At 58.1% G+C, this 20,376-nt stretch carries 24 protein-coding genes and 1 pseudogene; 12 read left to right on the forward strand and 13 right to left on the reverse strand.

Annotation, left to right across the window (positions count from 1 at the left end; genetic code table 11):
- Positions 1–90 precede the first annotated feature (90 nt).
- The gene (locus QN378_RS09830; protein WP_322205551.1) at positions 91–1,275 is read right to left on the reverse strand and encodes a sugar transporter; all 1,185 of its coding nucleotides are present in this window, start codon (positions 1,273–1,275) and stop codon (positions 91–93) included.
- Between the two features lie 551 nt (positions 1,276–1,826).
- Between QN378_RS09830 and QN378_RS09835 the strand changes: the two genes are divergently transcribed.
- Genes QN378_RS09835 through QN378_RS09850 form a run of 4 tightly spaced genes read left to right on the forward strand, consistent with a single transcriptional unit; the run spans position 1,827 to position 4,721 of the window.
- Positions 1,827–2,993: a SpoIIE family protein phosphatase gene (locus QN378_RS09835; protein WP_323547977.1), complete on the forward strand. Its 1,167-nt coding sequence runs from the start codon at positions 1,827–1,829 to the stop codon at positions 2,991–2,993.
- Positions 2,990–3,556, forward strand: coding sequence for a SiaB family protein kinase (locus QN378_RS09840; protein ID WP_322205552.1), 567 nt, complete (start codon positions 2,990–2,992; stop codon positions 3,554–3,556). Before QN378_RS09835 ends, QN378_RS09840 begins: the two co-directional genes overlap by 4 nt.
- 21 nt (positions 3,557–3,577) lie before the next feature.
- A complete protein-coding gene (locus QN378_RS09845) occupies positions 3,578–3,967 on the forward strand; it encodes a DUF1987 domain-containing protein (protein ID WP_322205553.1) in 390 nt (129 codons plus the stop codon).
- Positions 3,968–3,974: 7 nt separating this feature from the next.
- Positions 3,975–4,721 carry a GGDEF domain-containing protein gene (locus QN378_RS09850; protein ID WP_322205554.1) on the forward strand — a complete coding sequence of 249 codons (747 nt, stop codon included), beginning with the start codon at positions 3,975–3,977 and terminating at the stop codon, positions 4,719–4,721.
- A gap of 45 nt (positions 4,722–4,766) precedes the next feature.
- On the opposite strand, the pseudogene QN378_RS09855 reads toward QN378_RS09850, so the two are convergent.
- Positions 4,767–4,970, reverse strand: a pseudogene (locus tag QN378_RS09855) (EamA family transporter); the annotation flags it as partial.
- 80 nt (positions 4,971–5,050) lie between these two features.
- On the opposite strand from QN378_RS09855, the gene QN378_RS09860 reads away from it, so the two are divergent.
- The 3 genes from QN378_RS09860 to dxs all read left to right on the forward strand — a co-directional run bounded on the left by QN378_RS09860 (position 5,051) and on the right by dxs (position 8,227).
- Positions 5,051–5,293 carry an exodeoxyribonuclease VII small subunit gene (locus tag QN378_RS09860; protein ID WP_297836734.1) on the forward strand — a complete coding sequence of 81 codons (243 nt, stop codon included), beginning with the start codon at positions 5,051–5,053 and terminating at the stop codon, positions 5,291–5,293.
- Positions 5,290–6,177 (forward strand): farnesyl diphosphate synthase, encoded by an 888-nt coding sequence (locus tag QN378_RS09865; RefSeq protein ID WP_322205557.1) that lies wholly within the window; start codon positions 5,290–5,292, stop codon positions 6,175–6,177. The genes QN378_RS09860 and QN378_RS09865 overlap by 4 nt, the downstream gene beginning before the upstream one ends.
- A 151-nt stretch (positions 6,178–6,328) precedes the next feature.
- Positions 6,329–8,227, forward strand: coding sequence for a 1-deoxy-D-xylulose-5-phosphate synthase (gene dxs, locus QN378_RS09870; RefSeq protein ID WP_323547441.1), 1,899 nt, complete (start codon positions 6,329–6,331; stop codon positions 8,225–8,227).
- Positions 8,228–8,315: 88 nt separating this feature from the next.
- Here the strand turns inward: dxs and QN378_RS09875 are convergent, their stop codons facing one another.
- The 10 genes from QN378_RS09875 to nrdR all read right to left on the reverse strand — a co-directional run bounded on the left by QN378_RS09875 (position 8,316) and on the right by nrdR (position 15,525).
- The gene (locus tag QN378_RS09875) at positions 8,316–8,735 is read right to left on the reverse strand and encodes an MFS transporter (protein ID WP_322205559.1); all 420 of its coding nucleotides are present in this window, start codon (positions 8,733–8,735) and stop codon (positions 8,316–8,318) included.
- A complete protein-coding gene (ribA, locus tag QN378_RS09880) occupies positions 8,732–9,349 on the reverse strand; it encodes a GTP cyclohydrolase II (RefSeq protein WP_322205560.1) in 618 nt (205 codons plus the stop codon). Before ribA ends, QN378_RS09875 begins: the two co-directional genes overlap by 4 nt.
- A gap of 156 nt (positions 9,350–9,505) precedes the next feature.
- Positions 9,506–10,015, reverse strand: a complete 510-nt coding sequence (locus QN378_RS09885) for a phosphatidylglycerophosphatase A (RefSeq protein ID WP_322205561.1) — start codon at positions 10,013–10,015, stop codon at positions 9,506–9,508.
- Positions 10,012–10,977 carry a thiamine-phosphate kinase gene (gene thiL / locus QN378_RS09890; RefSeq protein ID WP_323547443.1) on the reverse strand — a complete coding sequence of 322 codons (966 nt, stop codon included), beginning with the start codon at positions 10,975–10,977 and terminating at the stop codon, positions 10,012–10,014. Before thiL ends, QN378_RS09885 begins: the two co-directional genes overlap by 4 nt.
- 13 nt (positions 10,978–10,990) lie before the next feature.
- Positions 10,991–11,491 carry a transcription antitermination factor NusB gene (nusB, locus tag QN378_RS09895; protein WP_322205563.1) on the reverse strand — a complete coding sequence of 167 codons (501 nt, stop codon included), beginning with the start codon at positions 11,489–11,491 and terminating at the stop codon, positions 10,991–10,993.
- Complete coding sequence (gene ribE, locus QN378_RS09900; protein WP_322166286.1) at positions 11,488–11,964, reverse strand: 6,7-dimethyl-8-ribityllumazine synthase; 477 nt, start codon at positions 11,962–11,964, stop codon at positions 11,488–11,490. The genes nusB and ribE overlap by 4 nt, the downstream gene beginning before the upstream one ends.
- A 131-nt stretch (positions 11,965–12,095) precedes the next feature.
- On the reverse strand, positions 12,096–13,187 hold the full coding sequence (gene ribBA / locus QN378_RS09905; protein ID WP_323547446.1) for a bifunctional 3,4-dihydroxy-2-butanone-4-phosphate synthase/GTP cyclohydrolase II: 1,092 nt from the start codon (positions 13,185–13,187) through the stop codon (positions 12,096–12,098).
- Between the two features lie 18 nt (positions 13,188–13,205).
- On the reverse strand, positions 13,206–13,874 hold the full coding sequence (locus QN378_RS09910; protein ID WP_322205565.1) for a riboflavin synthase: 669 nt from the start codon (positions 13,872–13,874) through the stop codon (positions 13,206–13,208).
- A gap of 59 nt (positions 13,875–13,933) precedes the next feature.
- Positions 13,934–15,064 (reverse strand): bifunctional diaminohydroxyphosphoribosylaminopyrimidine deaminase/5-amino-6-(5-phosphoribosylamino)uracil reductase RibD, encoded by a 1,131-nt coding sequence (gene ribD / locus QN378_RS09915; protein ID WP_322205566.1) that lies wholly within the window; start codon positions 15,062–15,064, stop codon positions 13,934–13,936.
- A complete protein-coding gene (nrdR, locus tag QN378_RS09920; protein WP_322206950.1) occupies positions 15,061–15,525 on the reverse strand; it encodes a transcriptional regulator NrdR in 465 nt (154 codons plus the stop codon). The genes ribD and nrdR overlap by 4 nt, the downstream gene beginning before the upstream one ends.
- Before the next feature lie 220 nt (positions 15,526–15,745).
- Here nrdR and QN378_RS09925 point away from each other — a divergent pair, with 220 nt between their 5' ends.
- Positions 15,746–16,204, forward strand: a complete 459-nt coding sequence (locus tag QN378_RS09925) for a YbaY family lipoprotein (RefSeq protein WP_322205567.1) — start codon at positions 15,746–15,748, stop codon at positions 16,202–16,204.
- 173 nt (positions 16,205–16,377) lie between these two features.
- Positions 16,378–17,250 (forward strand): thioredoxin, encoded by an 873-nt coding sequence (trxA, locus tag QN378_RS09930; RefSeq protein WP_322205568.1) that lies wholly within the window; start codon positions 16,378–16,380, stop codon positions 17,248–17,250.
- Here trxA and QN378_RS09935 read toward each other — a convergent pair.
- Positions 17,247–17,588, reverse strand: a complete 342-nt coding sequence (locus tag QN378_RS09935) for a hypothetical protein (RefSeq protein WP_322205569.1) — start codon at positions 17,586–17,588, stop codon at positions 17,247–17,249. The genes trxA and QN378_RS09935 overlap by 4 nt on opposite strands.
- A 175-nt stretch (positions 17,589–17,763) precedes the next feature.
- Between QN378_RS09935 and QN378_RS09940 the strand changes: the two genes are divergently transcribed.
- The 3 genes from QN378_RS09940 to QN378_RS09950 are packed head-to-tail and all read left to right on the forward strand — an operon-like array spanning position 17,764 to position 20,365.
- Positions 17,764–18,351, forward strand: coding sequence for a DUF2796 domain-containing protein (locus tag QN378_RS09940; RefSeq protein WP_323547449.1), 588 nt, complete (start codon positions 17,764–17,766; stop codon positions 18,349–18,351).
- 36 nt (positions 18,352–18,387) lie between these two features.
- Positions 18,388–19,098, forward strand: a complete 711-nt coding sequence (locus QN378_RS09945; RefSeq protein ID WP_323547979.1) for an ABC transporter ATP-binding protein — start codon at positions 18,388–18,390, stop codon at positions 19,096–19,098.
- A 1-nt stretch (position 19,099) separates the two neighbouring features.
- Positions 19,100–20,365, forward strand: coding sequence for an ABC transporter permease (locus QN378_RS09950; RefSeq protein WP_323547451.1), 1,266 nt, complete (start codon positions 19,100–19,102; stop codon positions 20,363–20,365).
- Positions 20,366–20,376: the final 11 nt, after the last annotated feature.

Raw genomic sequence — 20,376 nt, forward strand, 5'->3', positions numbered from 1 at the left:
AGCGAGGATAACTTCGACCGTGCGTTGATGGCGCCGGGTCAGGCCGTTTCCAAGTCGTACTCCGCGGCCCCGGTAAACGAATAAAAAAACTTAAGCCCGCAACGCTTTTTCCCCAAACCGATACGTCGCCAAGCAACACACCAACAAACCGCTCACCGCAATCAATCCACCCACCAAGCCGATATTCGCAATACCCAGTTGGCTGATCACCATGCTGCCCAACAACGCACCGCCGCCGATGCCGATGTTGTAGATAGCCGAGTGCAGGGACATTGCCACGTCGGTTGCGTCTGGCGCCATGGCCAAGACTTTGGCTTGCATGACCAAGCCGAAGCACATGATTGCCATGCCCCAGACCACGCTCATGGTCGCGAGCCAAGAGGCTTTGCCGGAGAGCGGCAATAACAACATCAAGCACAGGGCCAGGGCGCCGATGGCGGTGATTAACATGCCTTTCGGGAAGCGGTTGTTGTAGCGGCTGAACACCACGGAGCCGAGGATACCGGCGCCGCCGAACAGCAACAACAGGATGGTGGTCATCTCGCCGCTCATGTGGGCGACGACTTCCGCGAAGGGCTCAATGTAGCTGTAGGCGGTGAATTGCGCGGTGATCACCAGCGCGGTCAGGACGTACAACGACACCAGTGCCGGGCGTTTGAAGAGAATCGGCAGACTTCTTAGGGAGCCGGAATTCTGACTGGGCAGTAGCGGTAACGATTTGATCAAGCACAACACCGTCACGCCGGCGGCGACGGCAATTGCCAGAAACGTGGTGCGCCAGCCTAGCGCTTCGCCTAACACGCGACCCAGCGGTATTCCGAGCACCATGGCCAACGACGTGCCGGTTGCCAGCAATCCCAGCGCCTGCACGTGTTTACCCGGCGGAGCAACGCGCACGGCCAAGGACGCGGTGATCGACCAGAACACCGCGTGGGCAAAGGCGATTCCGATGCGGCTGATCAGCAGCATGCTGAAGCTGGTCGCCATGCTGGAGAAGATGTGGCTGGCGATGAACAGCATGAAGACGAAGACCAGCAATTTACGCCGCTCAATGTTGCGGGTGAGCAGCATCATCGGCAGCGACGTCAAGGCCACCACCCACGCGTAAACCGTCAGCATCAGGCCGACCTGGGCCGTGGTCATGTTGAAGCTGTGGCCAATGGCGCTCAGCAGCCCGACCGGAACGAATTCGGTGGTATTGAAAATAAAAGCTGCTAGAGCCAGCGCGATCACGCTAAGCCAACTGCCGGTGCGAGCGTCCAGGATGCTGTTCATTGGATGCCGTGCAAACCTCAAATTAAAATCGATTAAAGCGGCCGCTCTTCAACACTCAAAAATCTTGCGTACAAAAACGCTACCCGAGGCTGGTTGCCGGGGCAGTGCATAGAGTAAGCAAAATATTATGAGTATGAGGGGTGCTGCGGGATGCCGAGAATTCTACGCGACTGCAAACGTTGTCACAACACGACACACTCAGGCTCAGGCCACAGAATGACGACTGGCACATGAACGCAAAATCGAAACGGGCCAAGCCCTGGACCTTCGACGTAAACAAAAGCCGGTTATGAGCTTCGCCAGGCTGTGCACAATCGCGCCGCCAGATCCGCTAAACGCGCCTCGAATTAGCGGGGATATTAAAATTTGGGCCGGAATCGCGCGCCAATAATCCAAGTGACTGAATCGACTGTCACACGACGTACACATCATAAGGCCACTATCCCAGTTCTCATTCAGTGTGATGGTTGGGTATGGACACTACTTTTTCGCCGTTCCGTCGTCCCGAAGTGCCGGGCGATCATCGGTGCGCCGGCGATTTGTGTCAGAACATGCCGACCATCGACGTAGCCGGTGCCAACTCACAAGTGATGGAAATGTTCTCCTCCCATCGTGACCTGGCCAGTTTGGCGGTGTTGGAAGATGACAAACCTATCGGTTTGATCAACCGCACCATTTTCCTGTCGCAGATGAGTAAACCGTTTCATCGCGAGTTGTATGACAAAAAAAGCTGCATCGCATTCATGGACAAAGAACCGCTGATTGTCGATGCCGCCATGAGCATCGAAGCGCTGACGTTCAAGACTGTGGAGTTCGGCGAAAAAACCTTGGCTGATGGTTTCATCATCACCCGCGAAGGGCGCTTCCTCGGGTTGGGCAGTGGGCTGCAATTGATGGGCGTGGTCGCCGCGTTGCAGGCGGAAAAAAATCGTCAGATCATGCAGAGCATCGAATACGCCAGCGTGATTCAGCGGGCCATGCTCCGCGCGTCTCGTGAAACCCTGGCTTTGACCCTGCGTGACGCGGCCTTGGTCTGGGAACCTCGGGACGTGGTGGGTGGCGATTTTTATCATTTCGCCACTCACGCCGATGGCTGGTTCGGCGCGGTCGCCGATTGCACCGGCCACGGTGTGCCGGGGGCGTTCATGACCTTGATCGCTTCATCATCGCTGTCCAAAGCCCTCGAACACCTCGGTCCACGCAACCCCGCAGCGTTGCTGGCGGCGGTGAATCGCAGCGTCAAAGGCCTGCTGGGGCAGGTCAATGGCGTCGACGAGACCCCCGAATCAGACGACGGCTTGGATGCCGCGTTTTTCTGGTTCGACACTGGACGTTCCGAGCTGACCTTTGCCGGGGCCAGAATTGCCCTACATATCCTCAGGCCCGACGCCGACCAGTTCGACACCCTCGCAGGTCAGCGCATGGGCGTTGGATACGTAGACAGCCACGCCGACTACGAATGGACTCAAAGCACCGTTGCCGTGCCGCCCGCAAGCGTCTTATTCATCGCCACCGACGGCCTGATCGACCAAATCGGCGGGCCGCGTAACATTGCATTCGGCAAGCGTCAAACCTGCGACGTAATCCTTGAGCACCGTGGCGAACCGGCGAGCGTGATCTGCGAGCAGTTACGGCAAAACCTCGGAACATGGCAGGCGACTCAAACCCGTCGCGACGACCTGACCCTATTTTGTGCCCGCATTCAGGACAACCTATGAGTGATTTGTCTTCGTCCGATCTGGACTGCGCGTTTTTCGACCTCGCCCAGCAGCGCAATGTGATTTTTTATCACATGGGTTATTTCTCCCACAGCATCGTCGCGGCCATGGCCGAGGTGGTGAAGCTACAACTGGAAGTTTCAGGGGTCAGTGGTCCGACACGGCGCAAGTTGTTTTCATCGTTTGTCGAACTGTCGCAAAACATCATTCACTACTCCTCGGACGCGCTGCCTCCAGGCCCAGATAACGGCGCACTACGGCAAGGCGCGGTGTGTATCACCGCGAACCCAGGTGGCCATTTGATGCTGTGCGCCAACCCCATCGCCACTGCGGACGTCGTTGCATTGCGTGCCAAGTTAGAGCCGTTACGTGACATGACGCTTGAGCAGATCAAGGTGGCCTACAAGGCAACACTACGTGCCGAAACTCCAGTGGACAGCAAAGGCGCGGGGCTAGGTTTTCTAACCATGGCGCGCGACGCCAGCGCGCCGCTGGAATTCGACTTTCACCCGCGCGCGGACGACCCCGAAACCACCTTGTTTTGTCTGAAAGCCATCATCTGAATAACAAGAGCGACAAGAGCCATGGATAACCTGCATATCGCTGCAACGGCTACTTCACCTGAAGTCGATTTTCGTTTCGATCAGCACCTGTTGTCTCTCAAGGGGGAGTCGTACCCAGAAAACGCGGCGGCGTTCTATGCCCCGATCATCCAACAGTTGCGCGCCTACCTGGAGACCTGCGAAAGCGTAGTGATTACCGCCAACGTCGCACTGGCCTACTTCAACAGTTCCAGCACCAAGATGCTTTTCAGCATCTTTGACGCCCTGGACCGATCGGCGCAGTCCGGTAACCGCGTGCAAATGAATTGGTATCACGACGAAGAAGACGAAACAATTCTGGAATTCGGCGAGGAGTTGCAAGCAGACTTCAAGGCCATCGACTTCACCGATCATCCGGTTTCAACTCAGTGAGGACACCATGCCCGCTCTAGCTTCTTCTCAGGACATGCCGATGGACGATCTCCCGGACTTGTTCAAAAGCGAGAACACGGCCCTCGACAGCGCCCGTGCAGCGTATGCCGCGTCTAACGCGGAGTCCCACGTGCATCGCCAATCGTTGGGTGAATTGATCACCCACTTCGAACGCTTGATGCGCGAGACCCGCCGCCTGATTGGCCGTAGCGACCGCGCCGAGCGAGAAATGAATGCGCTAAACGTGCAACTGAAGATGCTGGCTCAGCAACTCGAACACCGGGCGACCCATGATGCGCTGACAGGCGTACTGAACCGTGGCGCCGTGATTGAGCTGGCGGGGCAAGCATTGCGCGACGGCAGCGTGGTGATGATCGTGCTAGACATTGATTATTTCAAGCGCGTCAACGACGACTTCGGCCATCCCACCGGCGATGCGGTAATTCAAGGCATCGTCACCTGCCTGCGACGGATCGTGGCTGACCACGGAGTCATCGGCCGCGTCGGCGGTGAAGAATTCACCGTACTGCTTTCTACGCGAAACCTTGAGGAAGGCGCGCGTCTTGCCGAAGCCATGCGCGATGCCATCGCCAGCCACGTATTCGCAGCGCCGGTCAATCGCACTATAACGGCCAGTTTTGGCGTGAGCATCAGCCCCGGCGGCACCGACTTTGACACCGCGTACAGCATCGCCGACGCTGCGCTCTACGACGCAAAACGCAGCGGGCGTAATCGGGTGGAAGTGGCGGTTTAGCACACCCACTTCTTATAGGCCTACTGTCTATAGCGCGGTTCACGCCTACAATGGCAGCGAGTGCCGAACGGCCGTGCGCGGGCCCCAACCCTGCTGCATACCTGCTGCGGCCAGCAAAATCGCAATCACGCCCAGCCACTGCATAACGTTCAAGCGATGGCCGAACGCAAACCAGTCGACGAAAATCGCCGCAATCGGGTAGATAAACGACAGTGCACCGGTGTGGACCACGCCAAGGGTCAGAATCGATTTTCGCCGCCTGTCATTTGCCCCAAAGCCCTCGCTCTGCTAGTGTCGCGCCGGTTTAATGCCCATCGAGATCGCCACCCATGGCCCGCAAAAAAGCTGCATTGGATTTCGAACAGTCCCTCGCTGATCTGCAAACGCTGGTCGAACGTCTCGAAAACGGCGAACTGTCGTTGGAAGATTCATTGACCGCTTTCGAGCAAGGTATCCGCCTGACCCGTGACTGCCAAGGCGCATTGGCCCAAGCCGAGCAGAAGGTGCAAGTCCTCCTTGAACGCGACGGCGAATTGGCTGAAGAGCCTTTCGATGCGGACCAGCCGGAATGATTGCCGTCTATCAGGCCCTTATTCAGGCCCGCGTCAACGCGGCCCTTGATGGCCTGTTTCTGGCACCCAGCCCTGAATTGAATCGCCTCTACGCCGCCATGCGCTATAGCGTAATGAACGGTGGCAAACGTGTCCGCCCATTGCTCGCCTATGCTGCCTGCGAAGCGCTAGGATCGCCTTTGGCGCTGGCCGACGGCGTAGCGTGCGCAGTTGAGCTGATTCACGCTTATTCGCTGGTGCATGACGATTTACCGGCGATGGACGATGACGATCTACGTCGCGGCCAGCCCACTACTCACAAAGCTTTCGATGAAGCCTGCGCGATTCTCGCCGGTGATGGCCTGCAAAGTATGGCTTTCAGCGTGCTACTCGATTCAACCCTGACGCCACAGGATGCCGACACGCGACTCAACATGGTCCGCGTGTTGACTCATGCGGCAGGCCCGGCCGGCATGGTCGGCGGACAGGCGATTGATTTGGGGTCAGTGGGGCTCAAGCTTGATCAAGCCGCCTTGGCGTTTATGCATCGGCACAAGACTGGCGCACTGATCGAAGCCAGTGTCACGCTTGGTGCACTTGCCAGTGGTCGCGCAGCAACGTCTGAACTCAACGCTCTGCAGACCTATGCTCAAGTCGTCGGCCTCGCGTTTCAGGTGCAAGACGACATTCTTGACGTTGAAAGCGATACCGCCACCCTCGGCAAACGCCAAGGTGCCGATATTGCCCGCGATAAACCGACTTATCCTGCGCTGCTTGGCCTCGATGCAGCCAAAATCTATGCCCTGGAGCTACGCGATCAGGCGCTGCATGCACTGCGACCTTTCGACGCGGCTGCCAAGCCGTTACGCGAACTTGCGCGCTATATCGTTGATCGCCGCAGTTGAAATGCGCCATTCACCGAACTGACTGACATCAGTCGGGTCTAGAACCTAGGTGTATACCACCATTGTCTGATCATCCTCTGCCCTGCTTCGTGGGCAGCTCGCGATGCATCAGGTAAACTGCCGCCTCTTTTTACTTATATCGATTCGCCTGATGCCCACGACGTTCAAAGAGATCCCCCGCGAGCGCCCAACGACGCCCCTGCTCGACCGTGCGAATACGCCGGACGGCTTGCGCAGATTGGGCGAGGCTGAGCTGGAAACCCTGGCGGACGAACTGCGCCTGGAGCTGCTCTATACCGTAGGCCAGACAGGCGGGCACTTTGGTGCCGGCCTGGGCGTCATTGAGCTGACCATCGCCCTGCATTACGTGTTCGACACCCCGGACGACCGTTTGGTCTGGGATGTGGGCCATCAGGCCTATCCGCACAAGATCCTCACCGGGCGTCGCCAGCAAATGGGCAGCCTGCGGCAGAAGGACGGCGTCGCCGCTTTTCCGCGTCGCAGTGAAAGTGAGTACGATACTTTTGGCGTCGGCCACTCCAGCACTTCGATCAGCGCAGCACTGGGCATGGCCCTCGGCGCCCGCCTGCAAAAAAGCTCACGCAAGGCCATCGCTGTTATTGGTGACGGCGCGCTGACTGCAGGCATGGCTTTCGAAGCGTTGAACCACGCGCCGGAAGTCGCCGCCGACATGCTGGTTATACTCAACGACAACGATATGTCGATCTCGCGCAACGTTGGCGGGCTGTCGAATTATCTGGCGAAGATCCTCTCCAGCCGCACCTACGCCAGCATGCGCGAGGGCAGCAAAAAAGTGCTATCACGCCTGCCTGGTGCCTGGGAAATTGCCCGGCGCACCGAAGAGTACGCAAAGGGCATGCTGGTTCCCGGCACGCTTTTCGAAGAGCTCGGCTGGAACTACATCGGCCCTATCGACGGCCATGACTTACCCACCCTGATCGCAACCTTGCGCAACATGCGTGACCTCAAAGGCCCGCAGTTCTTGCACGTGGTAACCAAAAAAGGCAAAGGCTTCGCTCCGGCGGAAGCTGACCCGATTGGCTACCACGCGATTACCAAACTCGAACCGTTGAACGCCCCTGCCGCCGCGCCGAAAAAACCCAGCGGACCGAAGTATTCCGGGGTGTTCGGGCAATGGATCTGCGACATGGCCGAGGCTGACCCGCGTCTGGTCGGCATTACCCCTGCGATGAAAGAAGGCTCGGACCTGGTTGAATTCAGCGAGCATTATCCAGAGCGTTATTTCGACGTCGCCATCGCCGAGCAGCATGCCGTTACGCTGGCAGCGGGCATGGCGTGCGAAGGCGCCAAGCCGGTGGTAGCGATCTACTCCACGTTCTTGCAGCGCGGTTACGATCAACTGATCCATGACGTCGCCGTGCAAAATCTTGATGTGTTGTTTGCAATCGACCGTGCCGGTCTGGTGGGCGAAGACGGCCCGACCCATGCCGGCAGCTTCGACTTGTCATATTTGCGCTGCATCCCCGGCATCCTGGTGATGACGCCCAGCGATGAAAACGAATTACGCAAAATGCTCAGTACCGGGTATTTGTACGCCGGCCCCGCAGCCGTTCGTTATCCGCGTGGCACTGGCCCGAATGCTTTGATCGACAGCGGTCTTGAGCCTTTGGAAATCGGCAAGGGTGTTGTCCGTCGAACCGGGCAAAAGGTCGCCATTTTAGTGTTTGGCGTGCAAATGGCTGAAGCGCTGAAAGTAGCCGCAACCCTGGACGCCACCGTGGTCGACATGCGTTTCGTCAAGCCACTGGATGAAGCGCTGGTTCGAAAAATGGCCACTGAGCATGACCTGCTGGTGACCCTCGAAGAGAACGCCATCATGGGCGGCGCCGGCGCGGCGGTCAGTGAGTTCCTGGCCAGGGAAAACATCCTCAAGTCCGTGCTGCACCTTGGCTTGCCCGACAGCTACGTTGAACACGCCAAACCCGCGCAAATGCTGGCCGAGTGCGGGCTGGACGAAGCCGGGATCGAAGCGTCTGTAAGACAGCGTTTGGGATTGATGGCACGCTAAAAGCCGAGCGTTGAAGTGAGTTATACCTGATGCGCCGCATTAAGCAGCTCGCCACCAGTTGCCTCCCACAGGGGCGCAGATTTGGGGCTTAGCCCAACTGTCGTGGAATGCGGTAGAGGTAAAGCAGCACGGCGCTGGAGAACGCCAGAAGAAATAACGGCACCGCCTCCAGCCCGACAAAAACCGCTAACGCACCAACCCAAGCAGGTAAGCCAGCGGCCAGAAAGGCGATACGTCGACGCGCTGCCAACTCAATCCAGGCGGCGGGCTCTTCGGGAGTGTCCAAGGCTTTTTCAGTAGCGATCAACGCATGCTTGTAAGGGCCGAAGTATTTCAAACTAACGAACATCGTCGCCAAGCCGGCGACAAACATTGGCATCGCCAGAATCGGCACAAGCGCCTCGCTGGTGCCAAAAATCCCGTTGACCACCAGCAGCGGCGCCAAGGTCAAAAACAACTGCCACCACCACGCCAGAGCCAATCGGCGGCGTACGTTATTTCGGGTCACGCGCGGCCAGCCTCAGTCAGATGTTCGTTGCCCATCATATGGCCGAGTTTTCCGGCTTTGGTCGCCAAGTACTGTTTATTGTGCGGGTTATGCCCTGTGTGCAGCGGCACTCGCTCAGCGATGGTGATGCCCATGTCGGTCAGTGCCTTGACCTTGCGTGGGTTATTCGTCATCAAACGCAAGGATTTGACACCCATATGCTCAAGCATTGGCAAGCAGATGGCGTAATCACGCTGGTCGGCGGCGAAACCCAGACGTTCGTTCGCTTCAACGGTGTCAGCACCGCCATCTTGAAGCTCATAAGCGCGGATTTTGTTCAGCAGACCAATACCCCGGCCTTCCTGTCGCAGGTACAACAACACGCCACGGCCTTCTGCGGCGATGGCGCGCAATGCCGCTTCGAGCTGGGAGCCACAGTCGCAGCGCTGACTGAACAACGCATCGCCAGTCAGGCATTCGGAATGCACACGGCCCAGTACTGGCGCGCCATCAGCCACGTCACCGAGACTGAGAACGATGTGCTCGCGCCCAGTGGCCTTCTCAAGAAAGCCGTGCATGGTGAATTGCGCAAAGGGTGTTGGCAGCTTGGAAGCAGCGACGAAGACGACGGGCACCTTTGTGCTCCTGATCATGATTGGGACTTAGATTTCGCAAGGACAGTATTGTAACAGCAGGTTCTCAGGGACGCTTCGGCTGAATTATTGCCTATAAATATCGAGTTGATCGATAACACCCTATGAGCATCAATGAATTAGAAGACAAGGCGCTCATTAGAACGAGGCGGAAAGCCACACCAGCGCCTGCATCCCCAACCAGGCAAATACCCCCGCCAGCACGTCGTCCAGCATGATCCCGACGCCGCCGTGTACGTGCTTATCGATCCAGCTAATTGGCCACGGCTTGAGAATGTCGAAAAAGCGGAACATCAAAAATCCAGCCAGCAACCAATACCAGCCCTCGGGGACCAGCCACAGGGTAATCCACATCCCGACGAATTCGTCCCAGACGATGCCCTCATGGTCATGGACGCGAAGGTCATCGGCGACTTTGCCGCACAGCCAAAAACCAAACAGCATGGTGATGCCTAGCATCAGCCAATAACCCCAGTCCGGCAGCATTTGCCACAGCGGAACAAACGGCAGCGCGACCAGCGACCCCCAAGTACCTGGAGCTTTAGGCAGAGTGCCAGAGCCGAATCCGAAGGCTAGAAAATGCCACGGGTTGGTCCACACCGTCGGCGGCACCCGTTGTCCTGGCGTTTTTTTAGAATGATTTGTCACGGGTTCTCCTGAAAATGTTGATAGCCCCGCGCCAATGGCGTGACGTCTGCTCCGTCGCTGTCGATCAGGCGCACACCCTGCCCCGCCTCGACCCGACCGATCACATGCACGGGCAAGCCCGCGGCGAGCAACCCAGCCAAATTCGACGCGGGCAAGGTAAACGCGAGCACGTAATCGTCGCCGCCACTAAGCGCCGCCTCACGTGCAGCTTCCAGCCCAAGAAAACCTATCAGGGCCGCCGACATTGGCAGCGCATCGCGCTCAATCACCAGCCGCACAGCGGATGCCAAGGCGATGTGCCCGCAATCGGCCAATAACCCGTCAGAGATGTCCAACGCTGCCGTGGCCTTGCCGCGCAGAGCCAGGCCCAGCGTCAATTGCGGTTGCGGTGACCAATAGCGCGCCAACAACGCTTCAGCGATGGTCGACTCGGCAGCGCGCTGGTTGAGTACCAACGGTAATGCGCCGGCCCCGTCACCCAATTCGCCGCCAACGCACAATAGATCACCCACTTGGGCGCCACTACGAGTCAATGCCAAACCGGCCGGCACCCGGCCAAACACCGTCAACGTCAGGCTCAGCGGCCCGCGGGTGGTATCACCCCCCACCAGCCGTAGCGAGCACCGCTGAGCCATCAAGTCCAAACCCCGGGCGAACGCGTGCAGCCAGTCGGCGTGGACGTCGGGCAACGTCAGGGCGAGGGTAAAGGCTAGCGGGGTTGCACCCATGGCGGCCAAGTCGCTGGCAGCCACCGCAAGCGCACGCCGACCCAACAGAAAAGGGTCGCAGCGATCGGGGAAATGCACGCCAGATACCAGCGTGTCGGTAGAAATGGCTAACTGCTCGCCGGACGACACCGTCAGCAGGGCGCAATCGTCGCCGATCCCCAAGACAATGCCCTCGCCGACTTGCGCACAGGGCGCAGCGGCGAAGTAGTTACGGATCAGGGCGAATTCGTCCATGAGGATCAAGCGTTCAAGAACGCTTGTGAGCCTTTACCTCGGCTTCACGCAAGCGCGGAGCCAGTTTATCCAGCACACCGTTGACGAACTTGTGGCCGTCGGTAGAGCCATAGACTTTCGCCAGCTCGATACCTTCGTTTATTACCACGCGATACGGCACGTCGATGCGCTTGAGCAGCTCATACGTCGACAGACGCAAGATCGCCAGCTCAACCGGGTCGAGCTCGTCGATGGTAATGTCCAGGCAAGGCGCTAGAGCGGTGTCGATCTCGGTCTTGTTGGTCGGAACGCCGTGCAGCAATTCCTGGAAATAAGTAGCGTCGACGTTGCTGAAATCGTTATCGACGCGAAATTGCGCTTCGATTTCGTTTAGCGAATGTCCTGCCATGTGCCATTGATACAGCGCTTGTGTCGCGAGTTGACGCGCTTCACGACGCTTGGCGCTTTTGCCCTTGGCGATCTCAGGGTCTTTGGCATCGCGAGGGTTGAACTGGTCGCTTTCGTCGGAAATCATTGGGCCTCCAACTGTGCCAGCAAGCTGACCATTTCAATGGCGCAAAGGGCGGCTTCAGCGCCTTTGTTACCGGCTTTGGTGCCGGAACGTTCGATGGCTTGCTCAATGGAGTCGACAGTCAGCACACCGAAAGAAACCGGCACGCCGAACTCCATGGAAACCTGGGACAGGCCTTTGACGCATTCGCCAGCGACGTATTCGAAGTGCGGCGTGCCGCCACGAATAACAGCGCCCAAAGCGATGATGGCGGCGTATTCGCTGCGCTGAGCAACTTTTTGCACCACCAGCGGAATTTCGAAGGCACCCGGCGCACGGATGATGGTGATATTGCTTTCGCTCACACCATGGCGAACCAATGCATCAACAGCACCGCTCACCAGGCTTTCGACGACAAAGCTGTTGAAGCGGCCAACCACCAAGGCGTAACGGCCTTGGGGCGTGATGAAGGTACCTTCGATGGTCTTCAGGGTCATTAGGGTGCGTCTCATCTTAAAGAGCAAGCACGCCCAATCGGCGTGCTTTGAGGGATTTTAGGCCACCAACTGCAGACTGTCGGGCAGAACGCATGAAAATCATCGATTTTCAGCCGCTGCCTGACCGGTCGCTATTCGGAGGGCACGTATTCTACAACTTCCAGATCGAAACCGGATATCGCATTGAACTTCATTGGCGAACTCATGAGGCGCATTTTTCTTACGCCCAGGTCGCGAAGGATTTGCGAGCCAGCACCGACGATGCTGTAAGTGGTGGGCTTCTTCAGCGGTGTGCCCTCTGCGGTTTCACGAATATGTGCCAGCAACACGTCGCCATCCAGTGGGTGGCCCAGCAATAACACGACGCCACTGCCGGCCTCGGACACGGCGGTCATCGCGGCTCGAAGGCTCCAGCGACCAGGCTGCTTGACCATTAACAGGTCACGCAACGGGTCCATGTTGTGCACTCGCACCAAAGTCGGCTCGTCCGCGCAAATCTTGCCTAGGGTCAGGGCCAAGTGCACATCGCCTTCGACTGAGTCGCGGTAGGTCACCAGATTGAACTGGCCCAATTCGCTGTCCATTGGCTGCTCGGCAATCCGCTGAACGGTACGTTCGTGGATCATCCGATAATGGATCAAGTCGGCGATAGTGCCAATTTTAATGCCGTGTTCAGCCGCAAAGGTTTCCAGCTCAGGACGACGGGACATGGTGCCGTCGTCGTTCATTACTTCACAGATCACGCCGCTCGGTTCAAAACCGGCCATGCGCGCCAAGTCGCAGGCTGCTTCGGTATGGCCAGCGCGTGCAAGCGTGCCGCCGGCCTGGGCCATCAGCGGAAAAATATGGCCTGGGCTGACGATGTCTTCAGCCTTGGCGTCTTTGGACGCAGCCGCCTGCACGGTGCGGGCGCGGTCGGCAGCAGAAATACCGGTGGTGACGCCTTCCGCCGCTTCGATGGAAACCGTGAACTTGGTGCCGAAACCGGAGCCGTTGCGCGGCGCCATCAACGGCAACTTGAGGGTTTCGCAGCGCTCGCGGCTCATGGGCATGCAAATCAAGCCACGCGCATGCTTGGCCATGAAATTGATGTGTTCAGCCTGGACGCACTCGGCGGCCATGATCAGGTCGCCTTCGTTCTCACGGTCTTCGTCATCCATGAGGATGACCATTTTGCCTTGGCGGATATCTTCAACCAGTTCTTCAATGCTGTTGAGCGCCACACGGCACCCCCTATCGGTTCAGGATTTTAGGTAGCCATTGGCGGCTAGAAAACTTTCGGTAATGCCGCCTGCTGCAGCGTTCGGCTCTGCGGCCTTATCGCCCAATAACAGACGTTCCAGATAACGCGCCAGCAAGTCCACTTCCAGGTTGACCCGGCGTCCCGGCTTGTACTCGGCCATGATGGTTTCAGCCAGGGTATGCGGGACGATGGTCAGATCGAATTCAGCGCCATTGACAGCGTTCACGGTCAGGCTGGTGCCATCGACGGTGATTGAGCCTTTGTGCGAGATGTATTTGGCTAACTCACGCGGCGCTCGTATGCGGAACTGGATAGCGCGGGCATTTTCCTCCCGCGACAACACCTCACCCACTCCGTCGACATGCCCGCTGACCAGATGGCCGCCGAGGCGCGTGGTGGGGGTCAACGCTTTTTCCAAGTTTACCGGGCTGCCGGTCTTAAGATCGTCGAACGCCGTGCAATCGAGGGTTTCGCGGCTGACATCCGCCCAAAAACCATCACCCGGTAACTCGACGGCGGTCAGGCAGACGCCATTCACCGCAATGCTGTCGCCAAGCTTGACGTCGATGAGGTCGAGTTTGCCGGTGGCCACATGAACGCGAACATCGCCGCCTTTTGGGGTCAGCGCGCGGATACTGCCAATGGATTCAATAATGCCGGTAAACATGTGGTCCCCCTGGAGAACAAAGCCAGCGCGGAGCAGTGGCTAAAAATAATAGGCGCCTATCAGGCGGGTACGGCGATGACTCGCCAATCGTCACCGACAGCACGCATTTCAATGATTTTGAGTTCCAGCGCTTCGCTCATTTTTGCCAACGGCAAATCAAGCAGCGGCCGCGCCGAGGAGCCCAAGAACTTGCCTGCGACAAAAATCTGAAATTCATCGACCAGCCCGAGCCGAGTAAACGCACCTGCCAGTCCTGGGCCGGTTTCGATCAGCACGTCATTAACGCCGCGTGCCGCCAGCTCGACCATCAATTTATGCAGATCAACTTGACCTGCGCTGTTCGCCAACGCCAGCATTTCATGGCCTTCGGCGAGATAGCGTTCACGGGCAGATGCAGCAGCGCAGGTCACCACCAGGGTGCTACCTGCCTTAAAGAAAGGTGCATCAAGCGGTACTCGCAAGCGACCATCCACCAGAACGCGCAAAGGCGGCCGAGTGAGGGCCAGCGCGGTCAATTCAGCATCAAGGCCCAATTCGTCTGGGCGCACCGTCAGGCGTGCGCCGTCGGCCAATACCGTGTCGGCACCGGTCAATACCACGCTTGATTGCGCACGAAGCCGCTGTACTGCAGAACGCGCCGCAGGGCCGGTTATCCATTTGCTTTCGCCACTGGCCATGGCGGTGCGCCCATCAAGGCTCATGGCCAACTTGACCCTCACGTACGGAAGGCCGTGCTCCATGCGCTTCAAAAAGCCTTTGTTCAGTGCTCGCGAGTCACTTTCCAGCACGCCGCTTTGCACCGCGATACCCGCTGTCATCAAGCGCAACAAGCCTTTGCCCGCGACCTCCGGATTGGGGTCTTGCATCGCTGTCACAACCCGTGCGACACCGGCAGTGACCAAGGCGTCGGCGCACGGCGGGGTACGGCCATGGTGACTGCAAGGTTCAAGGGTGACGTAAACGGTGGCGCCATTGGCCTTGTCACCAGCCTGACGCAGTGCGTACACCTCAGCGTGCGGCTCACCGGCGCGGACATGCCAGCCTTCGCCGACCACCTGCCCGTCGCGGACGATGACGCAACCGACCCGTGGGTTCGGGTGCGCGGTATAAATACCCTTGCGCGCTAGTTCCAACGCACGGGACATGTAATGGCGGTCAAGGGCGCCCTGTTCAGTCGACAGTGAGTTCATTCTTTCACCGGTTCGCGGGCAAGACGGTCTATCTCTTCCCGAAATTCATTGAGGTCTTGAAAACGCCGATAAACCGAAGCGAAACGGATGTAGGCCACTTCGTCGAGCTTTTGCAGCTCGCCCATCACCAATTCGCCCACCACCAGCGATTTGACTTCGCGCTCGCCGGTCGCGCGCAGCTTGTGCTTAATGCGCGCCAGCGACGCCTCAAGAAGCTCAACACTAACGGGACGTTTTTCCAATGCGCGCTGCATGCCGGCACGGAGCTTATCGTCGTCAAAGGGCTGGCGACTGCCGTCTTGCTTGATCAGGCGCGGGAGTACCAGTTCGGCGGTTTCAAACGTCGTGAAACGCTCGCCACAGGCTAGGCATTCGCGACGGCGACGGACCTGCTCGCCTTCGGCGACGAGGCGTGAATCAATGACCTTGGTGTCATTGGCACCGCAGAAAGGACAGTGCATGGTGGCAGGCAACAAAAAAAGGGAGGCTCATGGTAGGGCGAGTTTTCATTTATTTCCAGCGCGGCAAACATAAGGCGCACGCCAGGACATATTACCGGCGAGACAAGACCAGAGGTTTACGGTATATAGACGCGCTGCGCGCAGTGTGAAATTCATCCGCTGGGCAATACTGCGCGCCCCTGTCGCGCCTCCCCCAGATTTTGTTTTGTTGGAGTTGTTCATGTCGCTACGACACTTTGTTTTGCTAAGCCTTGTTGGCCTTTTGGCCGCGTGCAGCAGCGAAGCGCCGAAAAAACCTGCCGAGGCCAAACCAGCAGTGCAGCAGCCTGCCGCCGTTAAAGTTCAGGAAGGCTTGGGTCCATTACCCGCCCATCAACGCGAATTAAGCGGCCAGTTACTCGGCGCGCCACCAGGCGCGCAAGTGGAACTGGCGCTGTTGGTCATTGATGACCGTGGCCGCCCCCAGCGTTTGTTAGCCAACACTACGCTGACCGGCACTAATCAGCCTCTACCGTTTCAACTGCGCTTCAACCCGGAATCGTTCCCGGTGGGTGCCCGCGTCGAATTGCGCGGCCGGGCGAGCCAGTCCGGTCAATTGATCCTGCACCTGCCGTCGCTGCGTATCGAACAAGGTAATACTCAGGCGCTGGGTGCGTTGCAGTTGGTTGTGGCGCCGTAAAGCGATGCCCCGAATCAATCGAAAAACCTCTGGGGCCGTATTTATTCGCGAAGGCCGCGCCGCCCGCGTCCCGAATAAGTTCGCTCGCACAGATCTCGATAAGCGCAGTAACTGAATCGAGGCCAAACGCGGTGATATAGTTGCGCCATTGAACGCACTTTTCGAGACTAGCGATGAGCCAGGACACCCCGTACATCTTCGACGCAACCACCGCGACCTTCGACCAACTGGTTATTGAGGCGTCGTTTCATCGGCCTGTGCTAGTGGACTTCTGGGCTGAATGGTGTGCGCCCTGCAAGGTGCTGATGCCGCTGCTGAAGAAAATCGCCGATGAGTACCAAGGTGAATTGCTGCTGGCGAAGGTCGATTGCGACGCCGAGCAAGACATCGTGGCGCGCTTTGGCATTCGCAGCCTGCCAACCGTAGTGCTGTTTAAGGACGGTCAACCGGTGGACGGGTTTACCGGCGCACAACCTGAGTCTGCCATTCGAACGATTCTCGAACCGCACGTCCAGTTACCTCTGCCTGCCGCCGCCGACCCATTGGAGCAAGCACAGTTACTGTTTGCCGAAGGCAGCATCGCGGATGCCGAAGCGGTGTTGAAGCATCTGCTCGGCGAAGACAACACCAACACCGCTGCGCTGATTCTGTACGCACGTTGCCTGGCTGAACGCGGTGAGCTGGTCGAAGCTGGCGCAGTGCTCGACGCGGTGAAGGGTGATGAACACAAGGCCGCTCTGGCTGGCGCAAAAGCGCAACTGACGTTCTTGGTTGAAGCGGCGAGCTTGCCGGACGTTGCCGACCTTAAAACCCGTTTGGCGAAAAATCCGCAGGACGATGAGGCCGCTCATCAATTAGCGATTCAGCAACTGTCCCGTCAACAATACGAGGCCGCGCTGGAAGGATTATTGAAGCTGTTCATCCGCAATCGCAGCTATGCCGAAGGTCTCGCGCACAAAACCTTGCTGCAAGTGTTTGACCTGCTGGGCAACGACCACCCGTTGGTCACCACGTATCGCCGCAAATTATTTGCCGCGCTTTACTAACTGACCCAGCTATAAAGCGGCGCGTCGGCACCGTTCACCACCTTGACATCGGCACTGTGGCGTAAACGCACTAACAAGCGTTTGCCTGCTGCAGTGCTACCGGTCATGGCCTCAAGTTGACCCAGCAGCTCCGGGCCATTCATTTGCCCTGCTTTGCGCAACAGATCTTTGGCAATCAGCCAGATGGCGTCATCCCGGCTGACAGGCGTCTGTGTTGGTGCCGGGCTTGCCGGTTTCGTCGCCTGTACTTGCGCGCCGAGTTGCGCCCAATCGCTTTCATCCAATTCGAGCGTCAGGTCCACCGGCCAATCGCCGATGGTTCCGCGAATTCGTAACATGTCTATTTCCCTATTAAGAATGACCGCCGCAGGGGCCTTCCCGAATGAATTTGGTTCCACAGGGTGATCGAATAGTATCAGTGGGACCGAACTCATTCGGGAAGCGGTCGCATGGCGCTAATTAATTGTTATAAGATCACATAACGAATTAATCCCCTCTGTCTCCGGAGTTACCATGCGTCATTTGCTGCTCGCCTTGCCTTTCGCTCTGCTTCCACTAGCCATGGTGCATGCCGCCGAAGTCGAGCATGCCAGTCTCGGCGCCCATGAGCACGGTGTTGCGCGCCTGGACATAGCGCTAGACGGTAAGTCGCTGGAATTCGAGCTAGACAGCCCGTCGATGAATATCGTCGGTTTCGAACACGAAGCGAGTACGGACACCGACAAAGCTAAACTCGCTAACGCCCGCGAATTGCTGCTGAAGTCCCAAGCGCTGTTCAATCTGCCGTTGGCCGCTAAATGCGCGGTGACCACGCAAAAACTCCAGAGTCCGCTGTTCGGCGACAAGCCTGATGCAGCCGATGATCACAACGACGATAACGACACGCATGCCCAGGCTGAAGCCGGCGAAACGGATCACCATAGCGAAATCCATGCGCATTACGTCTTTGTCTGCGATGCCCCTTCCGCATTGAAAAGTTTTGATCTTTCACAAATTTTCAAGACGTTCCCCAACACCCATAGAATTCAGGTACAACTGATCGCGCCGAGTGGCCAGCAAGGCACCGAAGCGACGCCTGATAACGCCACCCTGAAGTTCTGACAACCCTGTTTTGATCACCCTGTGAACTTGCCCCTCATGACCCAAGCACTTATCGAGCTATCCGATCTTGGCTTTAGCTGGCCGGGCCATGCGCCGCTGCTGGATATTCCGGTGTTTCGCCTGGAGCCAGGTGAAACCCTTTTCCTGAAAGGCCCTAGTGGCAGCGGAAAAACCACGCTGCTCGGGCTGCTGGGCGGCGTGCAGACTCCAGACCGAGGAAGTATCCGCCTGCTGGGCCAAGAGCTGACGCAAATGTCGGCCGGCGCCAAGGACCATTTCCGAGTGGACCATACCGGTTATATCTTTCAGCAGTTCAACTTGCTGCCGTTTTTGTCAGTGCGGGAAAACGTAGAGCTGCCTTGTCATTTTTCCAAACTCCGCGCCGCTCGGGCGGCCCAACGCCATGGCAGTGTCGATCAGGCTGCCGCAACGTTGCTCGCGCACTTGGGGTTGAAGGACCCGGCGTTGTTGAGTCGGCGCGCGGATTCATTGTCCATAGGCCAGCAACAACGAGTTGCCGCCGCCCGCGCACTGATCGGCCAACCCGAGCTGGTAATCGCTGACGAACCTACGTCTGCGTTGGATGCCGATGCCCGTGAAGCATTTATCCGCCTGCTGTTTGCGGAATGTCAGGAAGCCGGGGCCAGCCTGCTGTTTGTCAGCCACGACCAAAGCCTTGCGCCACTGTTCGACCGTAACCTGTCGTTGTCCGAACTCAATCGCGCCGCCGTCGCCGCAGAGGTCTGAGATGTATTTGTTTCGTCTAGCCATGGCTAGTCTGGCTAATCGCCGCTTCACCGCGTTTCTGACCGCATTCGCTATCGCTTTGTCGGTCTGCTTGCTATTGGCCGTCGAGCGCGTTCGCACCGAGGCGCGAGCCAGCTTCGCCAGCACTATTAGCGGCACCGACTTGATCGTCGGCGCGCGGTCCGGCTCGATTAACTTGCTGCTGTATTCGGTATTCCGCATCGGCAACGCCACCAACAATATTCGTTGGGACAGCTTTGAACATTTCGCCAACGATCCTCACGTGAAATGGGCCATCCCGATTTCCTTGGGTGACTCACACCGTGGCTATCGGGTCATGGGCACCAACGAAGCCTACTTCGAGCACTATCAGTACGGCCGTCAACAGCACCTGGAATTAGCCAGCGGTCGAGCATTTGCCACCGACCCGTTTGAAGTGGTGTTGGGAGCGGAAGTAGCCGATGCGTTGAAGTATAAGTTGGGCGACAAACTGGTACTGGCTCACGGCGTGGCGGTGGTCAGCCTGGTCAAGCACGACGACAAGCCGTTCACCGTGGTCGGGATTTTGAAACGTACCGGCACGCCTGTTGACCGCACGCTGCATATCAGCCTCGGCGGCATGGAAGCGATCCATATCGATTGGCATAACGGCGTTCCCGCCCGAGGCGCCGGCAGAATCAGCGCTGATCAAGCACGCAACATGGACCTGACACCCACCGCGATTACCGCCTTCATGCTCGGTTTGAACAACAAGATCGCGACCTTCGCCGTACAGCGCGACATCAACGAGTTCCGAGGCGAACCCATGCTGGCGATCCTGCCCGGCGTCGCCCTGCAAGAGCTCTGGAGCCTAATGAGCACCGCAGAACGAGCGCTGTTTATTATTTCGTTGTTCGTGGTGGTGACCGGCTTAATAGGAATGCTCACCGCAATTTTGACCAGTCTCAACGAGCGACGTCGTGAAATGGCGATCCTGCGTTCGGTGGGCGCGCGACCTTGGCACATTGCCAGCCTGTTAATTCTCGAAGCCTTCGCGTTGGCTTTGGGGGGCGTGGTCAGTGGCGTGGTTTTACTGTACGTCGGCATCGCATCGGCGCAGGGCTATGTGCAATCGAGTTACGGATTGTTCTTGCCACTGTCACTGCCCAGCACATATGAATGGACCCTGCTCGGCGGTATTCTGGCCGCTGCTCTGCTGATTGGCACCGTGCCCGCCTGGCGCGCCTACCGCCAATCTTTGGCTGACGGTCTGTCGATTCGCTTATGAGGGTTTTCATC

This window comes from Pseudomonas sp. 10S5, assembly GCF_035019745.1.
Classification (GTDB): Bacteria; Pseudomonadota; Gammaproteobacteria; order Pseudomonadales; family Pseudomonadaceae; genus Aquipseudomonas.

What these genes read in the sequence shown, in the direction of transcription:
- ribE (WP_322166286.1), bottom strand. Translation starts at nt 11,964, where the DNA reads ATGACCCTGAAGACCATCGAAGGTACCTTCATCACGCCCCAAGGCCGT.
- QN378_RS09910 (WP_322205565.1), bottom strand. Translation starts at nt 13,874, where the DNA reads ATGTTTACCGGCATTATTGAATCCATTGGCAGTATCCGCGCGCTGACC.
- ribD (WP_322205566.1), bottom strand. Translation starts at nt 15,064, where the DNA reads ATGAACTCACTGTCGACTGAACAGGGCGCCCTTGACCGCCATTACATG.
- QN378_RS09830 (WP_322205551.1), bottom strand. Translation starts at nt 1,275, where the DNA reads ATGAACAGCATCCTGGACGCTCGCACCGGCAGTTGGCTTAGCGTGATC.
- QN378_RS09940 (WP_323547449.1), top strand. Translation starts at nt 17,764, where the DNA reads ATGCGTCATTTGCTGCTCGCCTTGCCTTTCGCTCTGCTTCCACTAGCC.
- QN378_RS09860 (WP_297836734.1), top strand. Translation starts at nt 5,051, where the DNA reads ATGGCCCGCAAAAAAGCTGCATTGGATTTCGAACAGTCCCTCGCTGAT.
- QN378_RS09950 (WP_323547451.1), top strand. Translation starts at nt 19,100, where the DNA reads ATGTATTTGTTTCGTCTAGCCATGGCTAGTCTGGCTAATCGCCGCTTC.
- trxA (WP_322205568.1), top strand. Translation starts at nt 16,378, where the DNA reads ATGAGCCAGGACACCCCGTACATCTTCGACGCAACCACCGCGACCTTC.
- nusB (WP_322205563.1), bottom strand. Translation starts at nt 11,491, where the DNA reads ATGATTTCCGACGAAAGCGACCAGTTCAACCCTCGCGATGCCAAAGAC.
- QN378_RS09840 (WP_322205552.1), top strand. Translation starts at nt 2,990, where the DNA reads ATGAGTGATTTGTCTTCGTCCGATCTGGACTGCGCGTTTTTCGACCTC.
- QN378_RS09925 (WP_322205567.1), top strand. Translation starts at nt 15,746, where the DNA reads ATGTCGCTACGACACTTTGTTTTGCTAAGCCTTGTTGGCCTTTTGGCC.
- QN378_RS09945 (WP_323547979.1), top strand. Translation starts at nt 18,388, where the DNA reads ATGACCCAAGCACTTATCGAGCTATCCGATCTTGGCTTTAGCTGGCCG.
- QN378_RS09935 (WP_322205569.1), bottom strand. Translation starts at nt 17,588, where the DNA reads ATGTTACGAATTCGCGGAACCATCGGCGATTGGCCGGTGGACCTGACG.
- nrdR (WP_322206950.1), bottom strand. Translation starts at nt 15,525, where the DNA reads ATGCACTGTCCTTTCTGCGGTGCCAATGACACCAAGGTCATTGATTCA.
- QN378_RS09845 (WP_322205553.1), top strand. Translation starts at nt 3,578, where the DNA reads ATGGATAACCTGCATATCGCTGCAACGGCTACTTCACCTGAAGTCGAT.
- QN378_RS09835 (WP_323547977.1), top strand. Translation starts at nt 1,827, where the DNA reads ATGCCGACCATCGACGTAGCCGGTGCCAACTCACAAGTGATGGAAATG.
- thiL (WP_323547443.1), bottom strand. Translation starts at nt 10,977, where the DNA reads ATGGACGAATTCGCCCTGATCCGTAACTACTTCGCCGCTGCGCCCTGT.
- QN378_RS09865 (WP_322205557.1), top strand. Translation starts at nt 5,290, where the DNA reads ATGATTGCCGTCTATCAGGCCCTTATTCAGGCCCGCGTCAACGCGGCC.
- QN378_RS09850 (WP_322205554.1), top strand. Translation starts at nt 3,975, where the DNA reads ATGCCCGCTCTAGCTTCTTCTCAGGACATGCCGATGGACGATCTCCCG.
- dxs (WP_323547441.1), top strand. Translation starts at nt 6,329, where the DNA reads ATGCCCACGACGTTCAAAGAGATCCCCCGCGAGCGCCCAACGACGCCC.